Raw genomic sequence first — 24,106 nt, forward strand, 5'->3', positions numbered from 1 at the left:
CATCTTAAAACAATCAAACTGAACATCTGTAAAAAAAGCCTCTTAATTGGGGAGGGGGAAATTATATTCAAAACCAATAAAAATTAGGGAAATCTATATGATCAGGCCTAAAAAGAGGATCAAAAGGCAAAAAAAGAAATGAAACCGAAAGGTTGAATTCCCATAGGCCAGGGGCCGCGACTTCATTCTTCTCTGGCAATCAAAAATTTTGCGTATGGATCTTCAGCCTAAAAAACATCAAAGGCACAACTAGCTCATTCTCACTAGTTGTGCCTTTTTACATGCAAAACTTCCGATTGTCCGCTTTAAGAACCGTCCCCTGCCTATTCTCCTGAAATAAAGGATATCTCTTTGTATAGTTCTTTTATCCGAAGCTTGGAAATGTGTACAAAGTGGGGATGATCTTCTAGGTAGGCAAGATAACCTTCGCCCTCCGTAGTAATTTGTGAAATGTAATATAGATTAACAATAAAAGCGCGGTGTGTTCGAAAAAAGTCGCTGTTCAGTCTCTTAGAAATACTATCTAAAGATTCATTTGTTTCGTATTTTTTATCAAGCGTATGAACAATCGTTTTGCGATTCGCTTTTTCTATATAAATAATCTTTGAAAAATGAATAAAATGGGAATCTCTATTAATCTGTAAGGTTAGAATTTTCTTCTTTCCCGCTAGATTCTGTTTTGAGATGGCCATTTTCGCCTTTTCTAAAGCAATGTATAACCGCTCTTTTTTAATTGGCTTGATGACATAGTCAACGGCATTCAAGTCAAACGCATGGACAGCATACTCACTATGGGCTGACGTAAAGATAAACTTTAAATGAGGGTTAACAACTAAACAGGCTGCAATCGCTTCTTTTCCAATTATTAACGTCATATTCATATCTGCAATGATTATATCTGGCTTTAGTTTACTATTCAAATCAAGCAAACTTTCTCCATTATCAGCAAACCCTACTATTTCAAAGGATTCGAGAGGTTCAATAAAAGTCGCAAAGCATTCTTTAGCGCCTGGATGACCTTCTGCAATCGCTACTTTGATTTTTGAGTTCACTTCAGATGCCACCTTCTCTCTTGGTTGCCTAATTTCCTAGTTTGGAAGGCTTAAATTGATGAGTTCTTCCTTTATATAAGATTGTGGCGTTTTTGTGAACACTCCCATTGTAACATTCATTCTTTGAGAAACTGTCGCTCTTAAGGAATTGGCAAGTATTTACCATAAATTCCACTTATTTATAAAAGCCCTCAACCTCCTAACTCTGCGGGGAGGAAGCGGACTGGTTATATTTGTGACCGATTTCTTTTCTTCGTTTCATCTCTTGTTTTAGTAGGTTAATAAACTCTTGGTCCACATCTAATGCGATTGCCTTCTCGTAAACCTCTAATAAAAAATCATCACTTAATTTATTCATTTACTAGAAACCCCTTTGTTTTTTACAATAGTTTTTTAATTATATTCTCTATTTTTTTGTTTTTAAACGTAAGGGGCGTCTAACGAGATTTACTAGAGTGTATCAATCCGGTATTTGAATCCTTTTTAACGTAATTTCAGTAGGATAAATCGGCTTTCTAATCTTTCGCAGGAATCACTCGAAAATTGTCAACTTTTGTTTTTTGTTGCCCTAGGGACGGTTCTCTTGCTTCCATCGCTTGAAACTTAAGAGGAAGTATTAAACAGGACAAGGAAGCAGGAGAACCGTCCCCCTGCTTCCTATTTCCCAGTACTCTTAAACTCGGTAACTAGCTGTCTGACTCCTTGATATAGAATCGCAGCATCGATTCCTCCTAATAGGAAGGTAAATCCCATGTCTAAATGTTGGTCCATTGCCCCTGACCAGGTCATGATTCCTGGGGTTACATTATGTTTCTGGCACGCTTCGATGACCTTCTGACATTGTTTTTGAACTTCAGGATGATTTATCTGTCCTTGTAGTCCCATCGAGGTACTCAAATCCATTGGTCCGATAAATGCTAGATCAATTCCTGGGACCGATAGAATCTCTTCAATGTTTTCAACCGCCGTATAATGCTCAATTTGAACTATGACCAATACTTCGTCATTGGCAGCTTTAAAATAGTTCTCATACTCTTCTGCTCCAGCTCCAAACAAAATCGCCCTGCCTGCTCCCATGCCACGGACACCGAGTGGCGGGTATTTACAAAACCTCACCGCCTTCTCGGCATCTTCTTTTGTGTTCACCATCGGAATCATAATCCCCGCAGCACCGGTGTCTAATCCTCTTTTAATCAGCGATTGCTCATTTCCGGCTACTCGTAGTAAGGGAACGGTTGATGTCCCTCTTATGATCGAAACCATGCGCCCCGCTGTTTCGAGATCCATTGACCCATGTTCGCCATCAATCATAATGCAATCCGCCCCAGCATGTGCTAATATCTCAGCCGTATCCAAACCATTTGTCATAATAAAAGTTCCGAAAACCTTTTCATTATTTGCTAGTTTCTTTTTTAATGAATTCTTCATTTATCCATCTCCTTAAAGAAGTTATTAACCTAACAATATGACAAAAAAAATGGGTTGTATAGAAGGATTTCTAGAAATTTGGAAGCTTGTTCATGTGGGGTTTGGCAAGGTCTTATGCCCCCGATTAAAGTGACCAAACTGTCTCCTCCATCTAATCACGGTATTGGAAGCCAAACGTAGCTTACTCTGTTCTTTCCTTGTAAAATGGAGATGATTGATTTTTATGAAAGGTCTGATAAAAATGAGATTTTTACTGATGATTGTTTCTCTCGGGATTCTGTTGGCAGGCTGCGGGTACAAAACTCTTGATGAAGCGATTGCGAAGGACCTTCCTTATGAAGTCGAAGATGTGCTCCTCGTTAAAGAAATAAACGGAGTCAGTATCGTATTATACACGACCATTCCTGATCAGGAGGAAATGCCCCATATCAAGGGGGCTGTTCTAGCACGTGCCTATTTTAAAAAGAATGAAAGGGGGAAGTGGGAAAATACAGGTGGGAATGGATGGGAACATCAAGAAAATAACCAGTTTACGGTGTATCATGATTATTACACCGAGACTGACCATAACGGAACGGAAGTGATCAACATCCCTACCATTATCGGTGAAATAAACAATCTCGAGATCACTAGGATTGAAACCCTTTCACTTGGAGAGGAAGAATACAAGCAAGCAACGGTTGTCGAAAAAGATGGCCGGCGTTATTACCTCGCAATAGGACAGATTAATGCCGTCAAAGGCCTTTCTGAGGATGGAAAAGTGGTTGATTTCCAAAGCTGGCAGATTGGCGACCATCCTGCTCCCAAAGAATGAAGTCGGATTCAGGGACAGGCACCGTGTCCTAACTTAGACCACGTTGCCTGTCCCTTGACCCTCCCCATAAGCTTGAGCGGATCAATCGAACGATAGCCCACTTCAATGGCTTTCCCGACAACAGTTCACATTCTTCAAGGTAGTTGATTTGATCATCTACCGAAACTTTTTACCTTTAAAAAAATCTATAAAATAAACCTCTATACTACCCTTTTCTCCAAACACTTGCCAGCAGCTGAACTCCCTCGGAGATTTCTTCCATCGAAGGGGCACCGTAACCTAGCATGATTTGGTTCTTTGGCTTTGCAAGCTGGTACATGATTGACACAGCATCGATGTCGACTCCAGCGTTCTTCGCCCGGTCTATCGCTTCCGCCTCTTCCAATCCTCCCGGAAGCTGCAGGAGGATATGCAAACCTGCTGAATCCCCTATGACCTGGTATTCCTCTCCCAAAGAATCGGCAATACATTGAATTAAAACCTTTCGTTTTGCTCGGTACAATGACCTCATTTTAGCGATATGTCTCGCATAATGGCCTTCTTCCATAAACATGGCAAGCACTTGCTGGTCGATTCTTGAAACGGAGGACTTCTGAAAAACGTTGAATTTCTCGTAGTTGGCTACAAGGGTTGTAGGTATGACCATATAACTCATTCGAAGAGACGGCAGCAAGGTTTTTGAAAAGGTTCCAAAATAAAGCACGCGCTCACAATGATCCAAATGGGACAAAGTTGCAATAGGCGCACCTGTATAACGGAACTCTGCATCGTAATCATCTTCGAGAATATACGAATCATTCTTTAATGCCCATTTCAGTAATTGCATTCTTCTGGCTGCAGTCATAATCACACCAGTCGGATATTGATGGGCAGGTGTTGTATATAAAAGCTTTACTGCTTGCTTCGGAATAGAACTGCCTTCCGCATCGATTGGTATAGGGTGACACTCCATCTGCAATTGTTCAAAAACAGACCTGGCCCGGACAAATCCAGGTTCCTCCATACCGATCGCCGGCCTCTGAAAAAACAGGCTTATATTCATCAGCTGTTGTTGAAAACCGCTGAACAAAAAGATTTGCTCCGGCTGGCATGAAAGCCCTCTTGCTTGCTGCAAGTAATGGGCAATTTGCACTCTTAAGGAAATCTCTCCTTGCCACGGTGCATTACCCCCATTGCCTTCATGCAGTTCCCTCTTATAGAGCTTAAGCCATTGCTTATAAGGAAAAGCGCTGGCATCCACCTGACCATTTTTAAAATTGATATAACTGTCCGTGTTTCTATTCTCCACCGCTAGTACAGTGGACTTCTCTACATATTGCCAATCCTCATCAATTACTGCGGCAAAATATCCTTTTCGTTCAACGGAATAGATATAGCCTTCGCTATGCAACTGCTCATAAGCTAGTTGCACCGTCATGATACTCACGTTTAATTGCTGTGCCAAATTTCGTTTCGAAGGGAGTCTGTGATGAGCTGGCATCCTTTTGTCGAGGATGGAGTGGCGGATGGATTGATAGATTTGTATATACTTGGGATGATTTCCTTTGAAAATGATTTGAAGTTCCATAATAGGTCACCTGGTATTATTTTTATTTTAAGTTTTGGTTCTAACCATCATACCAGAATTGAAGTTTAATAAACATATGAGGAGTGATAAGAATGAAAAGATTAGAAAATACGGTCGTCCAATTAATTCCGATGGAACTGAATCATATCAAAGGCATTTTTAAAGCCGCTCAGGATCAGCGAATATGGGAGCATATGTCCGTTGATTTGACGAATAAAAATAGTGTTATTCAATATGTACAGGATGCGCTTAGGAAACGAGAGAACGAAACTGATTTTGCTTATGTGATTATCAGCAAAAAGGACCAATCAATCATTGGTGCTACCTGGTTCCTTGATATTTCCAAACATCATCGGCGCATTGAAATCGGTTCAACCTGGATCAATCCCCGGTATTGGCGAACAAACATCAACACCCATTGCAAATATTTGCTGCTGAAATATTGTTTCGAGGAACTGAATCTAAACCGTGTTCAAATCAAGACAGGACATGAAAATATCAGGTCCCAAAAAGCAATCGAACGAATTGGCGCAGTTAAAGAAGGTATCCTGCGAAACCATATGATTCGCAAAGAAGGAGAAATCCGTCATACCGTCATGTACAGCATCATCCGGGAAGAATGGGCTCAAGTAAAAACAGACTTCGAAAAACGTTTATTACAACAATAGAAAAATCCCAATAGTAGATTGGGAATTGCAATCTAGAGTTCAAGCTCCCACTGGAATAAATACCTTAGAAGGGCTGGAGAAAATTATTCACCAGCCCTCTCCTTACGATTGATTAATTTAAGTTTCTCAGTTTCGTATCCTCGTCTGAAATGAGTTCCCCACCCTTTACCTTTACAGGCGTCAGCCCTTTAAATGTTTGCGAGGTCAGAGGTTTATTGCTTGCCATGATTAATAGATTTTGCCATTCACTACGTTCATCTTCTGCGAGTATCTGTACTTCGTTGAACACGCTTTTCAAGGTGGTGTCCATGCTTTCAATCACCGGGTCATCTGCAGGCTTTCCGATCGCATTGATAATCAAAATTCCGTCCTCCTGCAATTTCTCCTCTGTTAGTGTAAAAAATTCTCTTGTTATCAAGTGAAACGGAATCATGTTCGTATTATGGTAGGCATCAAGGACGATGACATCGTATAAGCGCCTTTGCTCTTGAAGAATTTTACGTCCATCACCAATTTCAACACTATCGCCTTCATATAGAAAATACTCCCTACTAACTTCGAGAACCGCTTGATCTAATTCCACCACCTTCACCTCTTCGATTTCGTTTTCAAACTGCCTCGTTAATGAACCAATTCCATGCCCAATCATAAAAATACTTTCATTGTTTGGTGCGTGCCGCTCAATTGCTTCCCAAATATGTTGGGTATAATCCAATTTTAAGGTTTCCGGGTCTTCCATATCCATGAGCCCTTGTACCGTGTCCTCAATCCCAAATCTCATGTAGCGGAGATCACCTGTCATCCCATCGAACTCCCTCGTTTCAAAAACCTGAATCTCATGATAAAGGCTTGTTTCATCATAAAGGATGCCTGATGAAGAGAGGTTTCCCGGCACAAAAGGAAGGAAAATCCCCATAATCGGTAGCACTAAAAGAATGGTCTCCATCTTTTTCTTGGTATCAAAATAAAATAAATAAGGAAGAAAGATCATCGCAGCAAATATCGCTATGACGGTATTTATGTTGGTCAAAGGGATAAAGAAGAAAGTAGTGACCAGTGTTCCAAGAACACTGCCTAAAGCAGAAGCTGTGTGAAGATTTCCAATCGCCTTTCCGCTCAACTCTTTATCCAGCCCCATTTTCATCAGCATCGTCACAATCATGCTGAAGAGAATATTGGGGATAAAGTAGAGAATTAGGACACCGACCGTCGTACCTGGTACACTCGACACAAACTCTAAAAACGGGAATACTCCGCTTTTTATCAAGGGGATCAGACCGATGAAAAGGATGCCTAATATATAGAACCAGCGCATCCATTCAAGTCCATTTTTCCTGTCTGCAAGATTTCCCCCTAGCGAATACCCTATCGAGGAACCAATCAGGAACACAGAAATGACAATCCCCCATGTGTAGACGGTATTCCCAAACGACGGCGCAATCAACCTCGTCGCCGTCATCTCTAATCCCATGATCACAAAACTGACCAAAAATAAATTTAGATAAATTTTCTTTTGCATAATAAACTCCAAGTCTTTTAATTAAAGGGTCGGTTCATCAGCTTCATTGATTTTAAGACAATTCTACTTTCGGAGGTTATAGCACTGACGATTTGATGATTAAAAACACGTTATGCTTTAACGAAACCGAAGGATCTTTTAGTTTTCAAACTCCATCTGCAAGTAATAAAGGTATTTGTTGGCTGATAGAAGTAGCTGGTTTACAGCAGGGTGAACTAACTGATTTACTTTTCACTATACCGCAACCATTTTTCACTCTACAAGACCTAAAGAATAAAAATCAAATAAGACGCCCCCTTGTAAAAATGATAGGAGGCGCCTTTTCCGTGATTACTCAAGATGTTTATATATAAAATAATCAAAATCCGCAAAGGCATTTCGGCCTAATGGATACCCTTTTCTAAATGGAAATCCATTCCATTCTTTTTGTTTAAGGCTGTGTTAAAGGACAATGTTGATTTTGAGCAGGTTGATTGGAGCTCCAGGCACGAAGACTCCTGCGGGAGTGCAAGACCAAGGGAGACCCCGCAGGAGCGGTAGCGACGAGGAGGCTCCCGGACTGCCCGCGGAAAGCGAAGTGCCTGGAGCGGAAATCAACATCTACGTATAACATAGCCTTGTTTAAATTATAGATTATTCAGGTAGGTTTGCAAGATCTGTTTAAGATGCTCAGGTTCTTCCGATTTAATGACAAAATGATCACCATCTAAGTGAGTCGATACCCCTTCAATCCCTTGTACCTTTAAAAAATCAACAATATCTTCAACCTCTTCAGATTGCGTCAGTAACGTCTTTTTCCCAATATACTCTTCATTAACATAAACATCATACTGATCGTGAGCATTTTTTATTGGTTCAGCCTCGGGTCCCCGTCTAAATGGTGGAAAGGCATTTTGATTATATGTTTGCACTATCATCACTCCTATTTGAATTACTTACTGTTAGTTTGCTCCAATTAACAATGGGTTTATGTGTGTAATACGAAACTTATAAATAAGGGTGTTTTTGCACACTTTGTTGCTCTCCACAGTTCTACCTTCAAGCTTGACTACTCTCTATGGAAAATGCTTGCTCATACGTATGGATTTCAAATTCCAAGAAATACTAATCGTAAACAGTACGGAAGGAGTTGTTACTGGTGAATTCGTTCATTTCAGGTTTCTACCGTGCAAATGAGTGGGTAATGCGGTTTGCTTTGGTTAATTTATTATGGTTTCTCTTTTCTCTACTAGGTCTAGTTTTGCTCGGATTCTTTCCTGCGACCACAGCCATGTTTGCTGTTATTCGGAAATGGATTATGGGAAGATCGGATATCTCTATTTTTGAAACCTTTTGGCATACCTACAGAAAAGAGTGGCTAAGAAGCAATCTATTTGGCGCAATCCTCTTGGTTATCGGTTTCTTAATCTATTTTGATTTGAATATTGTTTACCATAGTTCCGATCCTTTGCTTCAATGGAGTAAGTATCCTTTGCTTATCTTGGTCATCAGTTTTAGTTTAGCTCTGCTTTATGCCTTCCCCTCGTTTGTTCATTATAATGTAAGCCTTTTTAATGTTTTAAAGAATGCCTTTTTAATCATGTTGATCAATCCAGTTTATAATGTCATCATGTTATTAGGTTTAGCATTGATTTATTTGATGGCCAATATCCTCCCTCCTTTTTCGATTTTCTTTGGAGGAAGTGCGATTGCATTTGTGATTATGTGGTCTTGTTACCAAAGCTTTTTAACTATTGATCGAAAAAAAGCAAAACGAAAAGACATTACGAAAGAGCCTTAAAGGCCACAAATTCTCTTTTCATTCCTAATAAAAGAAGAATAACTTCATTGAGAAGTTATTCTTCTTTTCTGTTCTCTGCTTATCCTTTAACTGCCCCAGCAGCGATTCCTTCGACAATCTTGTTGCTAAGGAAAACGAAAGCAATGAGGATTGGTAAAACACTGATCACTAACGTTGCCCCAATGGCTCCCCAATCCGTACTATATTGCCCAATGAAATTTTGAATCCCAACGGTTAATGTCTTAAAACGATCTGAACTGATAAACGTGTTAATGAACACAAATTCATTCCAGTTATAAATCATGTTAATAATAAATGTCGTTGACATGACCGGCATCGTCAGCGGTAAGATGATTTGCACAAAAATTCGATGAATGGAACTTCCATCAATAATAGCTGCTTCCTCAATCTCACGTGGCAAGGTCGTATAAAAACCAAGTAAGATCATAATCGTCAACGGAAGATTAAAGGCTGTGTAGGTTAAAATCAAAGCTAACGGATGGTCAATTAAGTTAATGTTTAAGAAAAAGTTAAATAAAGGAATAATCGTAGAATGGACAGGAATCATTAACCCTACCATAAATAGACCTAAGACTAGTTTATTTAGTTTCCAAACCATTCTCGTAATCGCAAACGTAGCCAGACTCGCGATAAGCACGGTTAAGATAACAGAAACTAAGGTAATCCACACACTATTGAAGAAATATAGGCTTATATTTCCTTGTGTCCATACGGTTGTATAATTCTCCCATCTAGGTTCAATTGGTAATGCAAATGGAGATGCATTAAAAACTTCTTGGTTTGACTTCAGCGAGAATATCACTAGCCAAATAAGTGGGTAAATTTGGAGGAAGGCGATAATCCCTAGGATCAGATACAGAATGCCATACCCAACTTTCCCCAACATATTTCCTTCATTATTATTCTTACGGGATACGTCATGCTCTGTCCCATTCATGTTGGTGTTAGCCTCCTTAGTATTGAATATCGTCGTCGGACTTAGTTAGTTTTTGAATAAATACCGTTGCTAATAAACAAAGCAATAATAAAGCAAACCCAATCGCACTACCGTAACCAAAGTTGTAGCTATTAAATGCTTGTTTATACATATAAGAGGCAATAACCTCACTTGCTCCATTTGGTCCTCCACCTGTCATTACCCAAATTAAATCAAAGTATTTTAAGGAACCAACAAAAGATAGAACAATCGTTACTTTAATAACACCAAGAATAAGCGGCAGCTTAATTCGATAGGCAATTTGTAAGGGACTTGCGCCATCAATTTTAGCTGCTTCAATCACAGTATCAGGAATATTTTTCAGAGCCGCGTAATAGATCAATATATAAAAGCCGGCATATTGCCAAATAATCGGCACAAAAATGGCTCCTAAGACCAAATCTGGATTGGCTAGCCATGACGGAGGATTGTCCACCCCTATATTGACAAGGAAGCTGTTTAATAGCCCATTAATCGGGTGGTAAACCTTTAACCAAAGTTGCGCAATCGCAACGGAAGAAAGTAACATCGGAATCAAGTAGATTTTTCTTAACAGATTGGCTCCCTTTATTTTAGCGGCTAGAACAAGTGAAATCGCTAGATAACCGATCAAGCTTACTCCAGAGAAGATTGCTAATAACAAAGAGTTTAGGGCACTTCCCCAAAATTTCGGATCGGATAATAGCCTTGTGTAATTTTCCAATCCGATAAAGCTCATTTCTCCAATTCCATCCCAATCCATTAACCCATAATATCCGGTCAGGACGATAGGAACATACACGAGTACCAGAATTAAGAGAAGTGCTGGTAAAATATATAAGGCAATGACAAATTTATTTGACATTACTTTGTTCATATGTTCATCCCCTCTCTGTTTACTTATAGTAGAAAAAAGGGCATATCCGTAAATTCTCGATATGCCCTTTTTAAATTCAACTTGTTTTTAATCTTCAGCTTCTAGTACCTGCTCATGTTGTTTTGCGAATTCTTCTGGAGGAATTTCCTTACCAAATAATGATTGAATTAAATTCAAGTGTTCTTGTGCGGCAGCTGCGCTCATTTGTACATCTGCATACAAAGTAATATTAGAGGCATTGTTTAACTCATCTAATACATCAATATACATTTGAGGCAAGTCTAACTCAGCTGTATCCACTTTTGTCGCTGGGATTACACCCGCATCCGTTACCGACCGTTCTCCCCATCTTTGAACGAAGAACTTAACAAAGTCTTTTGCTTCATCCTTCACCTTTGATTGCTCAGCAACGAATAACCCTACACCAGGGCCTCCAACAAAGCTATTGATATCCCCTTTCCCACCGTCATACGTTGGGAATTTAAAGAAACCAATTGATTCTCTGAATTCTTGTGGAACATCTTCATTCGTTGTGTAGTTAGGTAACTCCCAAGTACCCATCATATACATTCCAGCTTGGTTATTCATAAATGGACCTTTTGCTTCTTCATTTCCAAGTCCGTTGTACCCTTTTACAAAAGCATCCAAGTCAACTAGGTTTTGAAGTTCTTCCGCCGCTTGGATTAATCCTGGATCTTCAAATGTTCCCGTTCGATTGATGGCATTCGTTAATGTTTCTGGTCCACCTATGCGGTCTGCTAAATACATATACCACATCGAACCTGTCCAAGGTTCTCTGTTCCCGACCGTAATTGGTGTAATTCCATTCTTCCTAAGTGTTGTGACAACATTTTTAAATTCCTCAAAGGTTTTAGGAACTTCTAGGTTATTGTCTTCAAAAATCTTTTTATTATAATAGATAGGCGCAATGTTTAACTCAAGTGGAAGTCCATACGCTGTTTCATTTGATGAAAAAGCATCTACTGTCCCTGCAACAAAGGAATCGCTTAAATCCCCTTCTAGCACATCATCAAGACTTGTAAACTTTTCACCTCTAATATATGGTTCCATGAACCCCGCTGCCCAAGTCAAGCCCACATCAGGAAGCTGATTTGAGGAAGCAAGTACTTTGATTTTCTCCTTATATTGATCATTAGATAAAACTTCAACATCAACTTTCACATTTGGATTTTCTTCTTCATACGCGTTAACGATGTCTTGAACGATCATGTTATGCTGTTTTGCACTACCTTCTGGCCAGAGATGCATAAATTTCACTGTCTTTTGATCATCGCCACCTCCATCGGTGGTGCCTGCATTGTCCTCGTCTCCACCACCACCACAAGCACTTAAAACGATAGAAACTATCATCATAAGCAACAAAGAAATGGCTGTAACTTTCTTCTTATACACAATGAATCCCTCCTATTTAAATATGTATCAATATAGACATGCATATTTTCCTCTAATACTTCCTTGTTTATTCGCCTTAGACAGAATGCTTTATGTTTGCAGCTTGAACTTACCTCTTGAATTTTAGTAAAAATAAAAAAACTTGCATTGGTTATAATCGATTGATTCGTTGCAAAACCATGTAAAAAAGAAGAAGAAAAGCTTCCTCCTTCTTTCATTTCTTTTCAACTCATAAACAACCTATATTTTCCGAAAGCTCTTTAAGCCTGCATTTAACTCTTTTGTTTGTTTATAAACCTGTTGATATAAAGCAAATAACTCATTGTATTTTTTTACATTATTTTCAATTGGTTCAAAGAATTTGTCGTAATGAACAAATTGATTTGCACACTCTTCTAGAGAGGCGTACCATCCGCAACCATAAGCAGCCAACATAGCTGCTCCCATCGCTGCACCTTGCTCATTTTTTAATTTAATAATCTTGGCATCAAATACGTCCGCTTGAATCTGAAGCCAAGTATCATTTTTGGAGCCTCCTCCGATGGAGATAATTTGATCAATCTTCTTGCCTGCTTTTCTAAAAATATCAATAGACTCTCGTAAAGAGAACGTAATCCCTTCAATCACCGCCCGAGCAAAGTCTATCCTTTTATGGGAGGCATCCATCCCGATAAAACTCCCACGAATCACAGCATCCGCATGGGGCGTTCTTTCCCCTACTAGATATGGGGTATAAAGGAGTCCATTGCTACCAATCGGCACATTTGATAATCCTTCTAGAAAAGTTTCAAAGCTTTCCCCTTTTGCAAACGTATCCCGGAACCAACTTAAACTATGTCCCGCGGATAACGTTACACCCATGGTATAGTAGGCATCTTCTTTACTATGGTTGAAATAATGAACTTTTCCTCCAAAATCTCTATCCTTCGTTTGCTCATAAGAAAGCACAACACCTGATGTACCAATGCTGCAAAGGGTTTTCCCATCTGATAAAATCGATGCACCTGTCGCACCGCACGCATTATCCGCGCCACCAGCAAACACTTTGGTTGTTTTGGACAACCCTGTTTTTCGCGAAAAGTCCTCTGTAATCGTACCTACTTGAGCGGTCGATTCAACCAATGGCGGGCAGAGTCGTGAAGAGATTCCTACTACATCACAAATCTCTTTGCTCCATTCTTTTTTAGCAATATCTAACAGCAAGGTTCCTGCTGCATCGGAATATTCACTATGTATAGTTCCTGTCATGACATAGCGCAAATAATCTTTAGGTAACATAAAAACAGAAGCCTGTTTAAATAACTCAGGCTCATATTGTTTTACCCAAAGAATCTTAGGTAAAGTAAACCCTTCTAAGGCGGGATTTTTCGTAATACTTAATAACCTTTCTTCGCCGACAAGGTCATAAATTTGCTTACATTGCTCTGTTGTCCTGGTATCATTCCAAAGAATTGCATTTCTTAGAACCTTCTTCTCCTCGTCAAGCAATACGAGACCATGCATTTGTCCAGAAAAACTAATCCCTTCAATCGAAGAAACATCCCCAGAAAACTTATCAACTAGCTCCTTTAAAGCCTCTGTAGTCTTATCAATCCATTCTTTTGGATCTTGTTCACTATAACCATCTTTTTCCTGAATTAAAGGATACTCTTTCGAAACTTCAAGGACAATGTCCCCGTCTTGATTGAGCAAGATTCCCTTGACTGCACTTGTCCCAAGATCTACACCAATCACATATTTCATTGTCTCACCACCTTACTTATTTTAGGCTGTGTTAAACGCAACTGTTGATTTATGCTCCAACTAAACTCTAAACAACATTGACCTTTAACACAGCCAGTATAAAAATAAAATAAAAGGGGTCAGGCACTCTTTTACGAATGCCGTCCTCACAAAGAGTTCTACTTATTTTTTAAACCAGTGAACCAAAGACCCTTCTCGAAACAAGTTCATTATTTCTAGATTTTACCCACGAACAGCATTCAATAAATATTGATTGATAATTGCTTTCAAGTGCTCCTGTCGGCCGGATTTATTTTCAATCTCACCTAAGCTAAGCGCATAATCGGATAATTTATGAAAGTCTGCTTTTCCTTCCACAATGTCACGTCCGATGCCCTCTTTATAGCTGCTATATCTCTCATCAATAAAGTTATCCAACACTTTATCTTCTATTAGTTTTTGTGCAACTTTTGTTCCAATCGCAAAACTATCCATCCCAGCTATATGAGAAAGAAATAAATCATCAGGTTCAAATGATCCTCGTCTCACTTTTGCATCAAAGTTTAAACCACCTGTACCAAGGCCATCATTTTTGAGGATTTCATACATCGCTAAGGTGCTAGAATACAAATCTGTTGGAAACTCATCTGTATCCCATCCAAGTAATGGATCACCTTGGTTTGCATCGACAGATCCCAACATCCCATTTATGCGCGCCACACGTAACTCGTGTTCAAAGGTATGTCCTGCAAGCGTGGCGTGGTTCGCTTCAATATTGAATTTAAATTTTTGATGAAGATCATATTTTTGAAGGAAACCGATTCCTGTTGCCACATCAAAATCGTATTGATGCTTTGTCGGTTCTTTCGGTTTTGGCTCAATCAGGAATTGCGCATCAAAACCAATTTCCTTCGCATAATCTAGTGCCATATGGAAAAAGCGAGCTAAGTTATCTAGTTCAAGTTCCATATTTGTATTAAGCAATGTTTCATACCCTTCACGACCACCCCAGAATACATAATTTTCTGCACCTAGTTCCTTTCCGATTTCCAGACCTTTCTTTACTTTTGCCGCAGCATAAGCATAAACATCCGCATTTGGAGCGGTAGCTGCTCCATGTAACCAGCGGGAGTGGGAGAACATATTTGCCGTATTCCAAAGTAATTTTGTTTTACTAGTTTTTAAGTAATCTTTAATCATTCCGACAATTGTATCGATATTTTGGAACGTTTCACTTAAGGAATTTGCTTCAGGTGAAATATCAAAATCATGAAAACAGAAATAAGGAACATTCATCTTTTCAAAAAATTCAAAAGAAGCTTCTACACGTGCCTTTGCTAAATCCATCCCTGTGAATTTTTCATAAGGTCTTACCATTGTGCCTTGTCCAAATGGATCCGAACCCTCACCGGTAAACGTATGCCAGTAGGAAACAGCAAAGCGTAGTAATTCTTCCATTGATTTACCGTTAATCTGTTCTTCAGGATTATAATATTTAAATGCAAACGGTTCTTTGGAATCTGGCCCCTCAAATTTCACTTGATTGATATTCCCAAAATAACTCATGACAATTTCCCTCCTATAGTCCATAAATAAATTAGTGCCAAATCTAGATGTCTAGGTTAAATTAAAACCTAAAGCATAGTGTGTTCCTTGAGGACTAAATTATTCTTTTCCGACTCAAGAAAACATCGCTGTATATTTCCCAGCTTTCCTTATTTCAGACAACTAAACAGCTGTTTACGAGCTAAATGAAATGTATAGTCATGTCATTCATTTCCAATACTACTTAGGAAAATAGAAAGTGCATTTAAAATCACAACCTAGTAGGAGGGAATTTTAACCTAATGGCAGAACTTCGGTTAGAACATATTTATAAAATTTATGACGGGAATGTAACGGCTGTAACGGATTTTAATTTAGATATAAAGGACCGGGAGTTCATTGTATTCGTAGGCCCATCGGGCTGTGGCAAGTCAACCACCTTACGGATGATTGCTGGCCTCGAAGATATTTCTAAAGGTGATTTCTATATTGATGACCAACGTGTGAATGATGTTGCACCTAAAGATCGAGATATTGCGATGGTTTTCCAAAACTATGCTCTGTACCCACATATGAAAGTATATGATAATATGGCTTTTGCGCTTAAGCTTCGAAAAATGGATAAATCAGAAATTGATAGAAGGGTTCAAGAAGCGGCAAAAATCCTTGGACTCGAGCAATATTTGGACAGGAAGCCTAAAGCTTTATCTGGTGGGCAACGGCAACGTGTTGCACTTGGACGCGCGATTGTCCGCGATGCAAAGGTATTTTTGATGGACGAGCCTTTATCGAATCTTGATGCTAAACTACGGGTCCAAATGCGCTCTGAAATTATTAAACTTCACCAACGTTTAAATACCACTACCATTTATGTAACCCATGACCAAACGGAAGCCATGACCATGGCTACTCGCATTGTTGTCATGAAAGATGGGGTGATTCAACAAATCGGAGCCCCAAAGGAAATTTACGACAAACCAAATAATGTCTTTGTCGGAGGATTTATCGGTTCACCTGCCATGAATTTTTTCCGAGGAGAATTAAAAGAAGATCGGTTCATCATGAATAACTTTGCTTTCCAAGTCCCAGAGGGAAAATTGAAAGTTTTGCGAGAAAAAGGCTATCAAAATAAACCAATCATCCTTGGAATCCGTCCAGAAGATATCCATGATGAACTCCTATTTATTGAGGCTTCATCTGGTTCCACTTTCGATGTGAAAATCGATGTCGTCGAATTAATGGGCGCAGAAACCATCCTTTATGCAACGATCAATGATCAAAATTTAATTGCACGCATCGATTCCAGAGCGGATATAAAAAATGGTCAAACCCTCCAGCTAGCCTTTGATATGAATAAAGCTCATTTCTTTGATCATGAAGCCGAAAATCGAATTTACTAGGGACGGTTCTCTTGCTTCCGTCCTTCTTCTTATCAGGGTATGCTGTTCATTCGCATACTCTGTATATCTAATAAAATCTGTCAATTCTTCTCTCTTAGAACAGACAAAGAGGTGTAAGAATGAACAAAAAAAGTTTAGAATAAAAGGGACGGTTCTTATAGCGGGCAATCGGAAGTTTTGCGCGAAAAAAGGCACCACAAGCGGTTTTAACTGCTCGCGGTGCCTTTTTCTGTATTGTGATTCAGCTTAACGCAAAAGTATTCTTTCTTGGAATTGTTTGGTTAGGCGATTAGACAATACCATAAGAAAGAGTATTTTTCTTTTTTTATTAATTTTTAATTTTCAAGACTGTTTTGAGAGCCATCGCGGAGCGATTTCGTTCTTCTTTTGCTTCCGCATCGAAGGAAGCAAAAGAACTGTCCCCTTGCTTCATTACTGTCTGATCCACTTCCAAATTTCTTGTGGGGTTGCATTTTTTCCGTACATAAGGATGCCGGTTTTGAATATTTTCCCTGCGAGCTTCATGAAGAGCCATATACTTAGGACCAGGATCACCAAAGAAATGATGATTTCAAGCCATGGCCATTCTTCCAAAACCGAGAGACGGAAGAGCAAGATGGCTGGTGAAGTAAGCGGAAAATAAGAACCAATTTGAGCAATCAATCCGCTTGGGTTTGAGAGTACTGGCCCAATAAGGATGGCAGGAAGAAACGGAAGCATCATGACCATTCCTTGGAAATTGCTTGTAGCCGTCATGTCTTCTACTGTCGCACCCACACCAACAAAGATGGCGGCAAAAAGAAGATAGCCTGCAAACGAAATAAATAATAGAAGCAGAAGTTCAGGAACAAATAAATAGCTAAAGAGTGGAAACTCAAAAAACCAAGTGATAATCGGAATAGCGAATAACATCCACACAAATACTTGAACCATTCCCAGCCCAAAGTAACCGATAATTTTCCCGTTCATTAATTCTTCAGGGGTTAATGAAGAAAGAACAATTTCAGCCACCTTTTCTTTCTTTTCCTGCGAAGCACTTTGGAAAATCATCATCCCCGTTATAACAATTGAAAAGAGAACGATGCCAGCAGTCGCGCCTGGTACAATCCGTTCAAGTTGATTTTCCATACCAACCTCGCCAACAGGATGATCCATACCAGCTTCATCTGTTTCTTCTGAAACCGAAGCTTCTTCAAAAACTACACCTTTGGTTAAAACCTCAATTTCCTCTGCTGATAACCCCAACTTCTGAAATTGCAACTGCCTTAGGGGCCCTTCTAATACACTCAGCTGATAGATAAACGTGTCATCTACGTCCTCACTTAAGTAAACTTGAATTCTCCCTTCTTCTAGCGCAGCTTCCGTTAAAGGAATATACGCGGCATTCTCCTGCTCGGTTAATTCTTCTAGTAGCTTTGCCTCTTGTTCAGTTGTTATCTGAACATTCCAATCTACCTCTAAAGAAGCGAGCACTTTCTCCATTTCAGTCCAACTATTTAATTCATCTTTAATATATACATTTACACTATCCTGTTCATCATTATTAAATTTTTCAAGTAGTGTCGGAATCGTGGCAAATACAATAAATAAAATCGGGGTTAAAAACAAGGAAATAATGAAAGATTTATTTTTCATGTTTCGCTTCATTTCCCATTTCGCTACCTTAAAACTATTACGCATCTTGTACTCCCTCCTTTGTTCCCGTTCCTGTTGCAATTTGAATGAAAATTTCATGAAGTGTTGTACGGTCAATAGATAATTCCTCTACCTGAATTCCCTCTGGCCATTGTTTTACCCACTTTGGTATATCCATTTCAGCAGATAAATAAAGGATGGTTTGCTTTCCTTTTTGCTCAATCCTTAATACATTAGGAATTTTTTCAAGGAGGGCAGGTTCATTATCTCCATGTATCGTGCATTTAAAATTAGCGTATTCTTTTTTCACTTCGGATAATGTTCCTGACACCACTTTTGATCCTTGGTGAATCATATATAACCGATCACAAAGCTCTTCTACTAAATTCATTTGATGAGAAGATAAGAGAATCGCAGTACCATTGTTGGCCAATTCCTTAATTTCTTGTTTGAACACCTCTTGACTAACTGGATCCAATCCTGAGAATGGCTCATCTAAAATCAATAACTCTGGTTCATGGATAATAGAGGCGATAAATTGCACTTTTTGGCCCATCCCTTTGGATAGTTCTTCAATCGAGGTTTTCTCTTTTCCCTCAAGACCAAACTTCGATAAATAAGCAAGTGCACGTTTTTTGGCTTTTGCTACAGGATAGTCCTTAAGTTCAGCAAAGTACATTAAGATATCCATAATACTTACATTTTTATAAAGACCACGTTCCTCAGGCAAATAACCAATTTTATGGCGAGGGATACTTCCCGACTTATAATGAGCAAAGGTCACAGATCCTTCATCTGGATACATAATTCCCATAATGTTTCGAATGGTCGTTGATTTCCCGGCACCGTTCGGGCCGAGAATCGCCATGATTTCACCCTTCTTTACTTCAAAAGATATATCAGAAATAATTTTTTTATCTTTGAATGATTTACCTAACTGACTGACACTAAGCACGATTTCCCCACTCATTCTAAGTCACCCTTTCCTTTCATTGTTCAACACGATTGAGATAATGTCTTCTAAATCAAGAGACTCAGCATCGAGCCAACGCTGGTTTTCTTTACGCAGGTGGGCCTCTGTTTCTAGAGGATGGTTACTAATGATTAGGCGTTCGCCTTTTCGGGCGATTTCCCCTGGTAATGGTTGAGCAGACAGAGAAGATTCTAGCCAGTAACGTTTGTATTGTGCTACTAGTTCTTCTTTTACGTAATTCCCGACGATTTTTCCTTTTTGAAACAGAACTAGGTAATCCGCTAGTTTACGGATGTCCTCCACTTGGTGGCTGGCAATGAGAATCATTTTATCTCCTCTATCCATCCAGTCAACAAGGCAATCCATTAAAATTTGTTTTGTCGGGATATCCATATGTGCCGTTGGTTCATCCAGTAATAAAATCTCCGTATCCCTTGGAATCGTTAACGCAAGGCTAAGTTGCTTTTGGACTCCTTGTGACAATTTGCCAAAAGCTTTTGATAAAGGAAGTTCAAACTGATGAACAAGCTTAGTAAACAAATCATCATCCCAGGTAGGATAATAATGAGAAACTAATTTCTTCAATTCCTTCCCTGTAAACGAGTTGACCCCATTCAAACTTTGGGGCTGATAGGAAATCTTTTTCTTCCAATCTTCGTTTTCTCCTAGAATGGATTGCCCTTTTATAAAGATATCCCCTTCCGTAGGAGAAACTAAATTCATTAAAAGCTTGAAAAACGTACTTTTTCCCGCACCATTTTTCCCAACTAATGCTGTGATGGTTCCCGGCTCAAATGATAGGTTAATAGGTCCTAGTTCAAAATCATCATTTGATTTTCTTACATTTTTGAATTCAATCAAAGGCTGCATTTTCTACTCCTCCTTTTTTTTATAGGCGGCAATGATCGATTGAAAGATTTTCTCTACCTCAGTCGGTGTATAATCATGGCGAAGAGCTGTTTCAATGGCTCCTTCAATCGCTTTATAAACGGCTTCGACTTTCACCTTTTCCTTTAATGCATCCTCGATGTCAGCTACAAATGTTCCTTTTCCTTGCGTTGTTTTAATGAACCCTTGATATTCAAGGTTCTGATAGGCACGTCTAATCGTGATCACACTGATTTCTAAGTCTTTTGATAGTGCGCGGATTGATGGTAAAGGAGTACCTGTTTTGAGCTGTCCGCTTGAAATCAGAGCCTTGATTTGATTTTCAATTTGATGATAAATCGGTTCTCTTGACTCTTTGGTTAACCGTATGGGAAGATGCATTTCTTTGCCTCCTTCCTTTCACCTTCATGAAAAGTAATCCACTTTCTGGATTTTTTGTTTCATTTTCCTTTTCCAAAAAACCGTACTTAATCTTACTATAAGAACGGACCCTACGATTGATTGAAAAGGCCACTCTGTTGCTGCAATCATCGTCCAGGCAACAATTCCATTCTCCGTCCCCATTTGAATAAGGACGAGTGCCACAACAATTCCAAAAAAGAGTGGAATCGTCTGAATAGTCGACTTTAACAAGGTGATATAGTCGCCTGCGTCTACGGCTGGAAAAATAGATCCAACACTAACGCCAAAACTCAACCAAATTAATGAGAAAACAAGAAAAGATGGGATATCCATACTCTCTCTAAGTGCAGGAGTAAGAGTATAAACTGAAATTAATATCAGTAAGTGCAGAGGAATCGAGTAAAAGTAATAAATTAGAAATCGGCTATTTATCAATGCTTCGCGTTTAATTGGCAATTGACTAAGTGTCATAAAAAGTGGAAGACCCCAAGTCTCATCATTAATCTTTTGATATTGAAACTCCTTTGGTTTAGCCCATATCGCTGCGATTCCGAATACCATAAGAAAAGCTAGCTCATAGAAGATGATTCCCGTATCCCGATAGAACACATAAAATTCGCTAAAAAAATACGAGGCTGAAATAGCCATTAACAGCAATAACCCTATTGCCGTTATGGATTTTTTTAATTCGAATTTCACTAACCAGAATGCTTGTTTCCAATGATCCATTATAAATCCTCCTTACTAGTTAACTGTTATAGTGTTTATATCTATATATACACTATACGACAGTCCCCAAATACTGGCTACCCCTTTTTTATTTTTCTTCCACCCATTCCTAAATTACAGCAAGACCAAAAAAGACCAGACTACGTGAGTCTAGCCCTTCCATTCACTAAAAAATAACAAGACGAAACTTCACCTTTGCCTATAGTGCGAGTTAGCCGCATCTTGGTTTGTGAAAATTACATAAAACCCTGTCATTGGCAAATATTAAAACAGGAGGTGTAAAAATTGATTAAAAAAAGTTGGCAATCGTATTTTTTAATCATCACAACCATCATCGGATTATGTTTATTACCGTTTGCGATTATCAAACGCCCTTTTAAAGATTGGCTGATTGTTTATCTTGTCAGTATCATTGGCAATGCCGCGGCAGATAATTATTTAGTTTCAAAAGGCTACCTAAGTTACCCACGTAAACTTTTCTCGAGAATTACTTCTATCCATTTGCCTTTTGATTTTATCCAATACCCGCTTATTTTGCTTTATTATAATCAGTGGACGTTGAACAGCAAACCAGCGGGAGTCTTATTCAAACTTTTTCCTTTCCTCGTGCCTCAAATATTGATTGAAACGATCGCTGCCAAGAAAACGAAGTTAATTTCCTGGAAAAATGGCTGGTCGTGGTATCACTCGATGATCAGTCTAATGATAAAAATGCTCGTTTGCAGAGGAATTATTGCCCTAGTTCGTGTCATAAACAAGGACAAAGTTTCACTAAGTTAAAGAGACCTAAATCAATGCCATCCGTACTCTCTCTGTATTCGTTTCTTTTTAACGAGGAAATCACATCAATTTTGACGAAAACAGTTCTTTTCAAATAAGATGGAAGAAAACGCATGATAGGGATGAGCGAGATGAGAATTTTATTGGTGGAGGATGACCGGACCATCGCTTCAGGGCTTGAATATTCGTTAAAACAAGAAGATTATGAAACGGTTCTCTGTCACAATGTAGCTACAGCCAAGGATGTTATTAACAATCAACTTGAAGAAATTGATTTATGTTTATTTGATTTGTCTTTACCTGATGGAAGTGGCTATGAGTTATGTGAATTAGTAAAGAAACAGCAGGACATACCCGTCATTTTCTTGACCGCTTACGATGATGAAGTCAATGTCGTCATGGGCCTTGAAATGGGAGCGGATGATTATATTACCAAACCGTTTCGGATTCGAGAACTGTTATCGAGGATTAAAACGGTTTTACGCCGCTACCATCGGCACACCCAACCAACCAGCTCGATTGAAATTGAAAATATCCGGATCAATACGTTAGAAGGCAAAGTATATAAAAACGGCGAGGAAGTCCTGCTAACTGCTTTAGAATATCGGCTTTTCCTCATTTTTGCCAATCATGTCGGACAAGTTCTTACAAGAGCACAATTGTTAGACCGAATCTGGGATGTCGCCGGTGATTTTGTCAATGACAACACATTGACCGTATACATAAAAAGATTACGTGAAAAGTTAGAAGACAACCCACAGCAGCCAACCTTAATTAAGACTGTGCGAGGCTTAGGCTATAAGGTCGGTGAGTAACTTGCTTCGTAATCGAGAAATTCTATTTTTAATCCTTTTTCTCAGTTTCATCAGTTTGTTTGGATTTGTCATAGCCTCCCTTTTTGCCTCAATGGAAACAGCTGCGTTTGTTTTGGGTGTATCGATTTTGTTGATTGGCTGCACATTGTTTTTTACCAGATGGCGCTACCGGGAAATCGAAAAGCTATCAGGCTATCTTCGCCAAATTAGCAGCGGTGACTACACGCTAGATGTCCGTGATAACTATGAAGGAGAATTGAGCATTTTAAAGAGTGATATTTATAAAGTCACAAGAAAGCTTGCTGAACATGGTTCGCTTCTACAACATGACAAGGCGAAGCTAACGAATGCGATCTCAGATATCTCCCACCAATTGAAAACACCGCTCACTTCCATGATGGTAATGGTCGATTTGTTACAAGACAACCGATTAGATGAAACGAAACGAGCAGAGTTTACCCGGAACATTCAAGTCCAGCTCGAACGGATGGAATGGCTCGTATCATCCTTACTAAAGCTTTCTAAAATTGATGCCGGAACGATTGCCTTTAAAAAGGAAACCGTTTTGGTTCCTGATTTAGTCCGTCGTGTCGTCGGGCCTTTGGTCGTTCCGATGGAAATAAAAATGCAAAGTTTACACGTGGAAGGCGATGCAAATGCCACATTTATTGGTGACTTCAATTGGACAGCAGAAGCGCTGATTAACATTTTAAAAAATTGTGTCGAGCACACAGGTGACGGTGGAAACATTTATATTGCCTACTCCGAGAATGCCCTATTTACTGAAATTTCGATTCGTGATAATGGAAAAGGAATTTCAAAAGAAGACCTTCCTTATATCTTTAAACGATTTTACAAAGGGAAAAATGCCAGTGAGGATAGTGTCGGCATTGGCCTTGCGATGGCGTACAGTATTATCACAAGTCAGCAAGGAGATATCGAGGTTAGCAGTGAACCTGGCATTGGTTCTTTGTTTCAACTGAAGTTTTACAAGCAGGTGATATGAGCAATCATTCCCTGCTTTTGTTTTGTTGGGAAGGAAATCAAACTTCCTCGTTCCCCCTCCCTTTCAAAGGTCTTAAAGATTCCAAAGTGACAAAACTGTCACTTAAGAGTCACTTTA

General features: G+C 39.2%; 23 protein-coding genes. 7 read left to right on the plus strand and 16 right to left on the minus strand.

Annotated features, from left to right (window positions below):
• Window positions 1-323: 323 nt before the first annotated feature.
• From BMX30_RS21110 to BMX30_RS21120, 3 genes are all read right to left on the minus strand, one after another.
• Window positions 324-1,052 (minus strand): LytR/AlgR family response regulator transcription factor, encoded by a 729-nt coding sequence (locus BMX30_RS21110; protein WP_139195429.1) that lies wholly within the window; start codon window positions 1,050-1,052, stop codon window positions 324-326.
• Between the two features lie 199 nt (window positions 1,053-1,251).
• Window positions 1,252-1,410 (minus strand): sporulation histidine kinase inhibitor Sda, encoded by a 159-nt coding sequence (locus tag BMX30_RS21115; RefSeq protein WP_090750069.1) that lies wholly within the window; start codon window positions 1,408-1,410, stop codon window positions 1,252-1,254.
• 299 nt (window positions 1,411-1,709) lie between these two features.
• Window positions 1,710-2,480: an HpcH/HpaI aldolase family protein gene (locus BMX30_RS21120; protein ID WP_090750071.1), complete on the minus strand. Its 771-nt coding sequence runs from the start codon at window positions 2,478-2,480 to the stop codon at window positions 1,710-1,712.
• Between the two features lie 223 nt (window positions 2,481-2,703).
• Here BMX30_RS21120 and BMX30_RS21125 point away from each other — a divergent pair, with 223 nt between their 5' ends.
• Window positions 2,704-3,294 carry a hypothetical protein gene (locus tag BMX30_RS21125; protein WP_090750074.1) on the plus strand — a complete coding sequence of 197 codons (591 nt, stop codon included), beginning with the start codon at window positions 2,704-2,706 and terminating at the stop codon, window positions 3,292-3,294.
• A 205-nt stretch (window positions 3,295-3,499) separates the two neighbouring features.
• Here the strand turns inward: BMX30_RS21125 and pdxR are convergent, their stop codons facing one another.
• Window positions 3,500-4,861, minus strand: a complete 1,362-nt coding sequence (gene pdxR / locus BMX30_RS21130; protein WP_090750075.1) for a MocR-like pyridoxine biosynthesis transcription factor PdxR — start codon at window positions 4,859-4,861, stop codon at window positions 3,500-3,502.
• A gap of 92 nt (window positions 4,862-4,953) precedes the next feature.
• Between pdxR and BMX30_RS21135 the strand changes: the two genes are divergently transcribed.
• Window positions 4,954-5,529 (plus strand): GNAT family N-acetyltransferase, encoded by a 576-nt coding sequence (locus BMX30_RS21135; RefSeq protein WP_090750078.1) that lies wholly within the window; start codon window positions 4,954-4,956, stop codon window positions 5,527-5,529.
• Window positions 5,530-5,641: 112 nt separating this feature from the next.
• Here the strand turns inward: BMX30_RS21135 and BMX30_RS21140 are convergent, their stop codons facing one another.
• Window positions 5,642-7,048: a fused MFS/spermidine synthase gene (locus BMX30_RS21140; protein WP_090750080.1), complete on the minus strand. Its 1,407-nt coding sequence runs from the start codon at window positions 7,046-7,048 to the stop codon at window positions 5,642-5,644.
• 626 nt (window positions 7,049-7,674) lie between these two features.
• The gene (locus BMX30_RS21150) at window positions 7,675-7,959 is read right to left on the minus strand and encodes a hypothetical protein (protein ID WP_090750085.1); all 285 of its coding nucleotides are present in this window, start codon (window positions 7,957-7,959) and stop codon (window positions 7,675-7,677) included.
• Between the two features lie 227 nt (window positions 7,960-8,186).
• Between BMX30_RS21150 and BMX30_RS21155 the strand changes: the two genes are divergently transcribed.
• Complete coding sequence (locus tag BMX30_RS21155; RefSeq protein WP_090750087.1) at window positions 8,187-8,828, plus strand: YesL family protein; 642 nt, start codon at window positions 8,187-8,189, stop codon at window positions 8,826-8,828.
• A 79-nt stretch (window positions 8,829-8,907) separates the two neighbouring features.
• Here the strand turns inward: BMX30_RS21155 and BMX30_RS21160 are convergent, their stop codons facing one another.
• From BMX30_RS21160 to xylA, 5 genes are all read right to left on the minus strand, one after another.
• Window positions 8,908-9,735 carry a carbohydrate ABC transporter permease gene (locus BMX30_RS21160; RefSeq protein WP_425283794.1) on the minus strand — a complete coding sequence of 276 codons (828 nt, stop codon included), beginning with the start codon at window positions 9,733-9,735 and terminating at the stop codon, window positions 8,908-8,910.
• A 67-nt stretch (window positions 9,736-9,802) separates the two neighbouring features.
• Window positions 9,803-10,681, minus strand: coding sequence for a carbohydrate ABC transporter permease (locus BMX30_RS21165; RefSeq protein ID WP_090750091.1), 879 nt, complete (start codon window positions 10,679-10,681; stop codon window positions 9,803-9,805).
• A gap of 87 nt (window positions 10,682-10,768) precedes the next feature.
• Entirely contained in the window at window positions 10,769-12,055 is a 1,287-nt protein-coding gene (locus tag BMX30_RS21170) for an extracellular solute-binding protein (protein ID WP_090750156.1), read from the minus strand.
• Window positions 12,056-12,334: 279 nt separating this feature from the next.
• Window positions 12,335-13,837, minus strand: a complete 1,503-nt coding sequence (gene xylB, locus BMX30_RS21175) for a xylulokinase (RefSeq protein WP_090750093.1) — start codon at window positions 13,835-13,837, stop codon at window positions 12,335-12,337.
• Between the two features lie 222 nt (window positions 13,838-14,059).
• Complete coding sequence (gene xylA / locus BMX30_RS21180) at window positions 14,060-15,382, minus strand: xylose isomerase (protein ID WP_090750095.1); 1,323 nt, start codon at window positions 15,380-15,382, stop codon at window positions 14,060-14,062.
• 281 nt (window positions 15,383-15,663) lie between these two features.
• Between xylA and BMX30_RS21185 the strand changes: the two genes are divergently transcribed.
• Window positions 15,664-16,761 (plus strand): ABC transporter ATP-binding protein, encoded by a 1,098-nt coding sequence (locus BMX30_RS21185; protein ID WP_090750097.1) that lies wholly within the window; start codon window positions 15,664-15,666, stop codon window positions 16,759-16,761.
• A 432-nt stretch (window positions 16,762-17,193) separates the two neighbouring features.
• Here BMX30_RS21185 and BMX30_RS21190 read toward each other — a convergent pair whose 3' ends face one another.
• The 5 genes from BMX30_RS21190 to BMX30_RS21210 are packed head-to-tail and all read right to left on the minus strand — an operon-like array spanning window position 17,194 to window position 21,388.
• Window positions 17,194-18,441: an ABC transporter permease gene (locus tag BMX30_RS21190; protein WP_090750099.1), complete on the minus strand. Its 1,248-nt coding sequence runs from the start codon at window positions 18,439-18,441 to the stop codon at window positions 17,194-17,196.
• Window positions 18,434-19,366: an ABC transporter ATP-binding protein gene (locus BMX30_RS21195; protein ID WP_090750101.1), complete on the minus strand. Its 933-nt coding sequence runs from the start codon at window positions 19,364-19,366 to the stop codon at window positions 18,434-18,436. Before BMX30_RS21195 ends, BMX30_RS21190 begins: the two co-directional genes overlap by 8 nt.
• Before the next feature lie 6 nt (window positions 19,367-19,372).
• Complete coding sequence (locus BMX30_RS21200) at window positions 19,373-20,239, minus strand: ATP-binding cassette domain-containing protein (protein WP_090750103.1); 867 nt, start codon at window positions 20,237-20,239, stop codon at window positions 19,373-19,375.
• 3 nt (window positions 20,240-20,242) lie between these two features.
• Window positions 20,243-20,638, minus strand: coding sequence for a GntR family transcriptional regulator (locus BMX30_RS21205; RefSeq protein WP_090750104.1), 396 nt, complete (start codon window positions 20,636-20,638; stop codon window positions 20,243-20,245).
• Between the two features lie 24 nt (window positions 20,639-20,662).
• Entirely contained in the window at window positions 20,663-21,388 is a 726-nt protein-coding gene (locus BMX30_RS21210) for a hypothetical protein (protein ID WP_090750106.1), read from the minus strand.
• 285 nt (window positions 21,389-21,673) lie between these two features.
• Between BMX30_RS21210 and BMX30_RS21215 the strand changes: the two genes are divergently transcribed.
• From BMX30_RS21215 to BMX30_RS21225, 3 genes are all read left to right on the plus strand, one after another.
• Complete coding sequence (locus BMX30_RS21215) at window positions 21,674-22,168, plus strand: CBO0543 family protein (protein ID WP_244532687.1); 495 nt, start codon at window positions 21,674-21,676, stop codon at window positions 22,166-22,168.
• Between the two features lie 131 nt (window positions 22,169-22,299).
• The gene (locus BMX30_RS21220; protein ID WP_090750160.1) at window positions 22,300-22,983 is read left to right on the plus strand and encodes a response regulator transcription factor; all 684 of its coding nucleotides are present in this window, start codon (window positions 22,300-22,302) and stop codon (window positions 22,981-22,983) included.
• Between the two features lies 1 nt (window position 22,984).
• Window positions 22,985-23,989: a sensor histidine kinase gene (locus tag BMX30_RS21225; RefSeq protein WP_090750108.1), complete on the plus strand. Its 1,005-nt coding sequence runs from the start codon at window positions 22,985-22,987 to the stop codon at window positions 23,987-23,989.
• Window positions 23,990-24,106 lie beyond the last annotated feature (117 nt).

Source organism: Mesobacillus persicus, assembly GCF_900109925.1.
Lineage (GTDB): Bacteria > Bacillota > Bacilli > Bacillales > Cytobacillaceae > Mesobacillus_B > Mesobacillus_B persicus.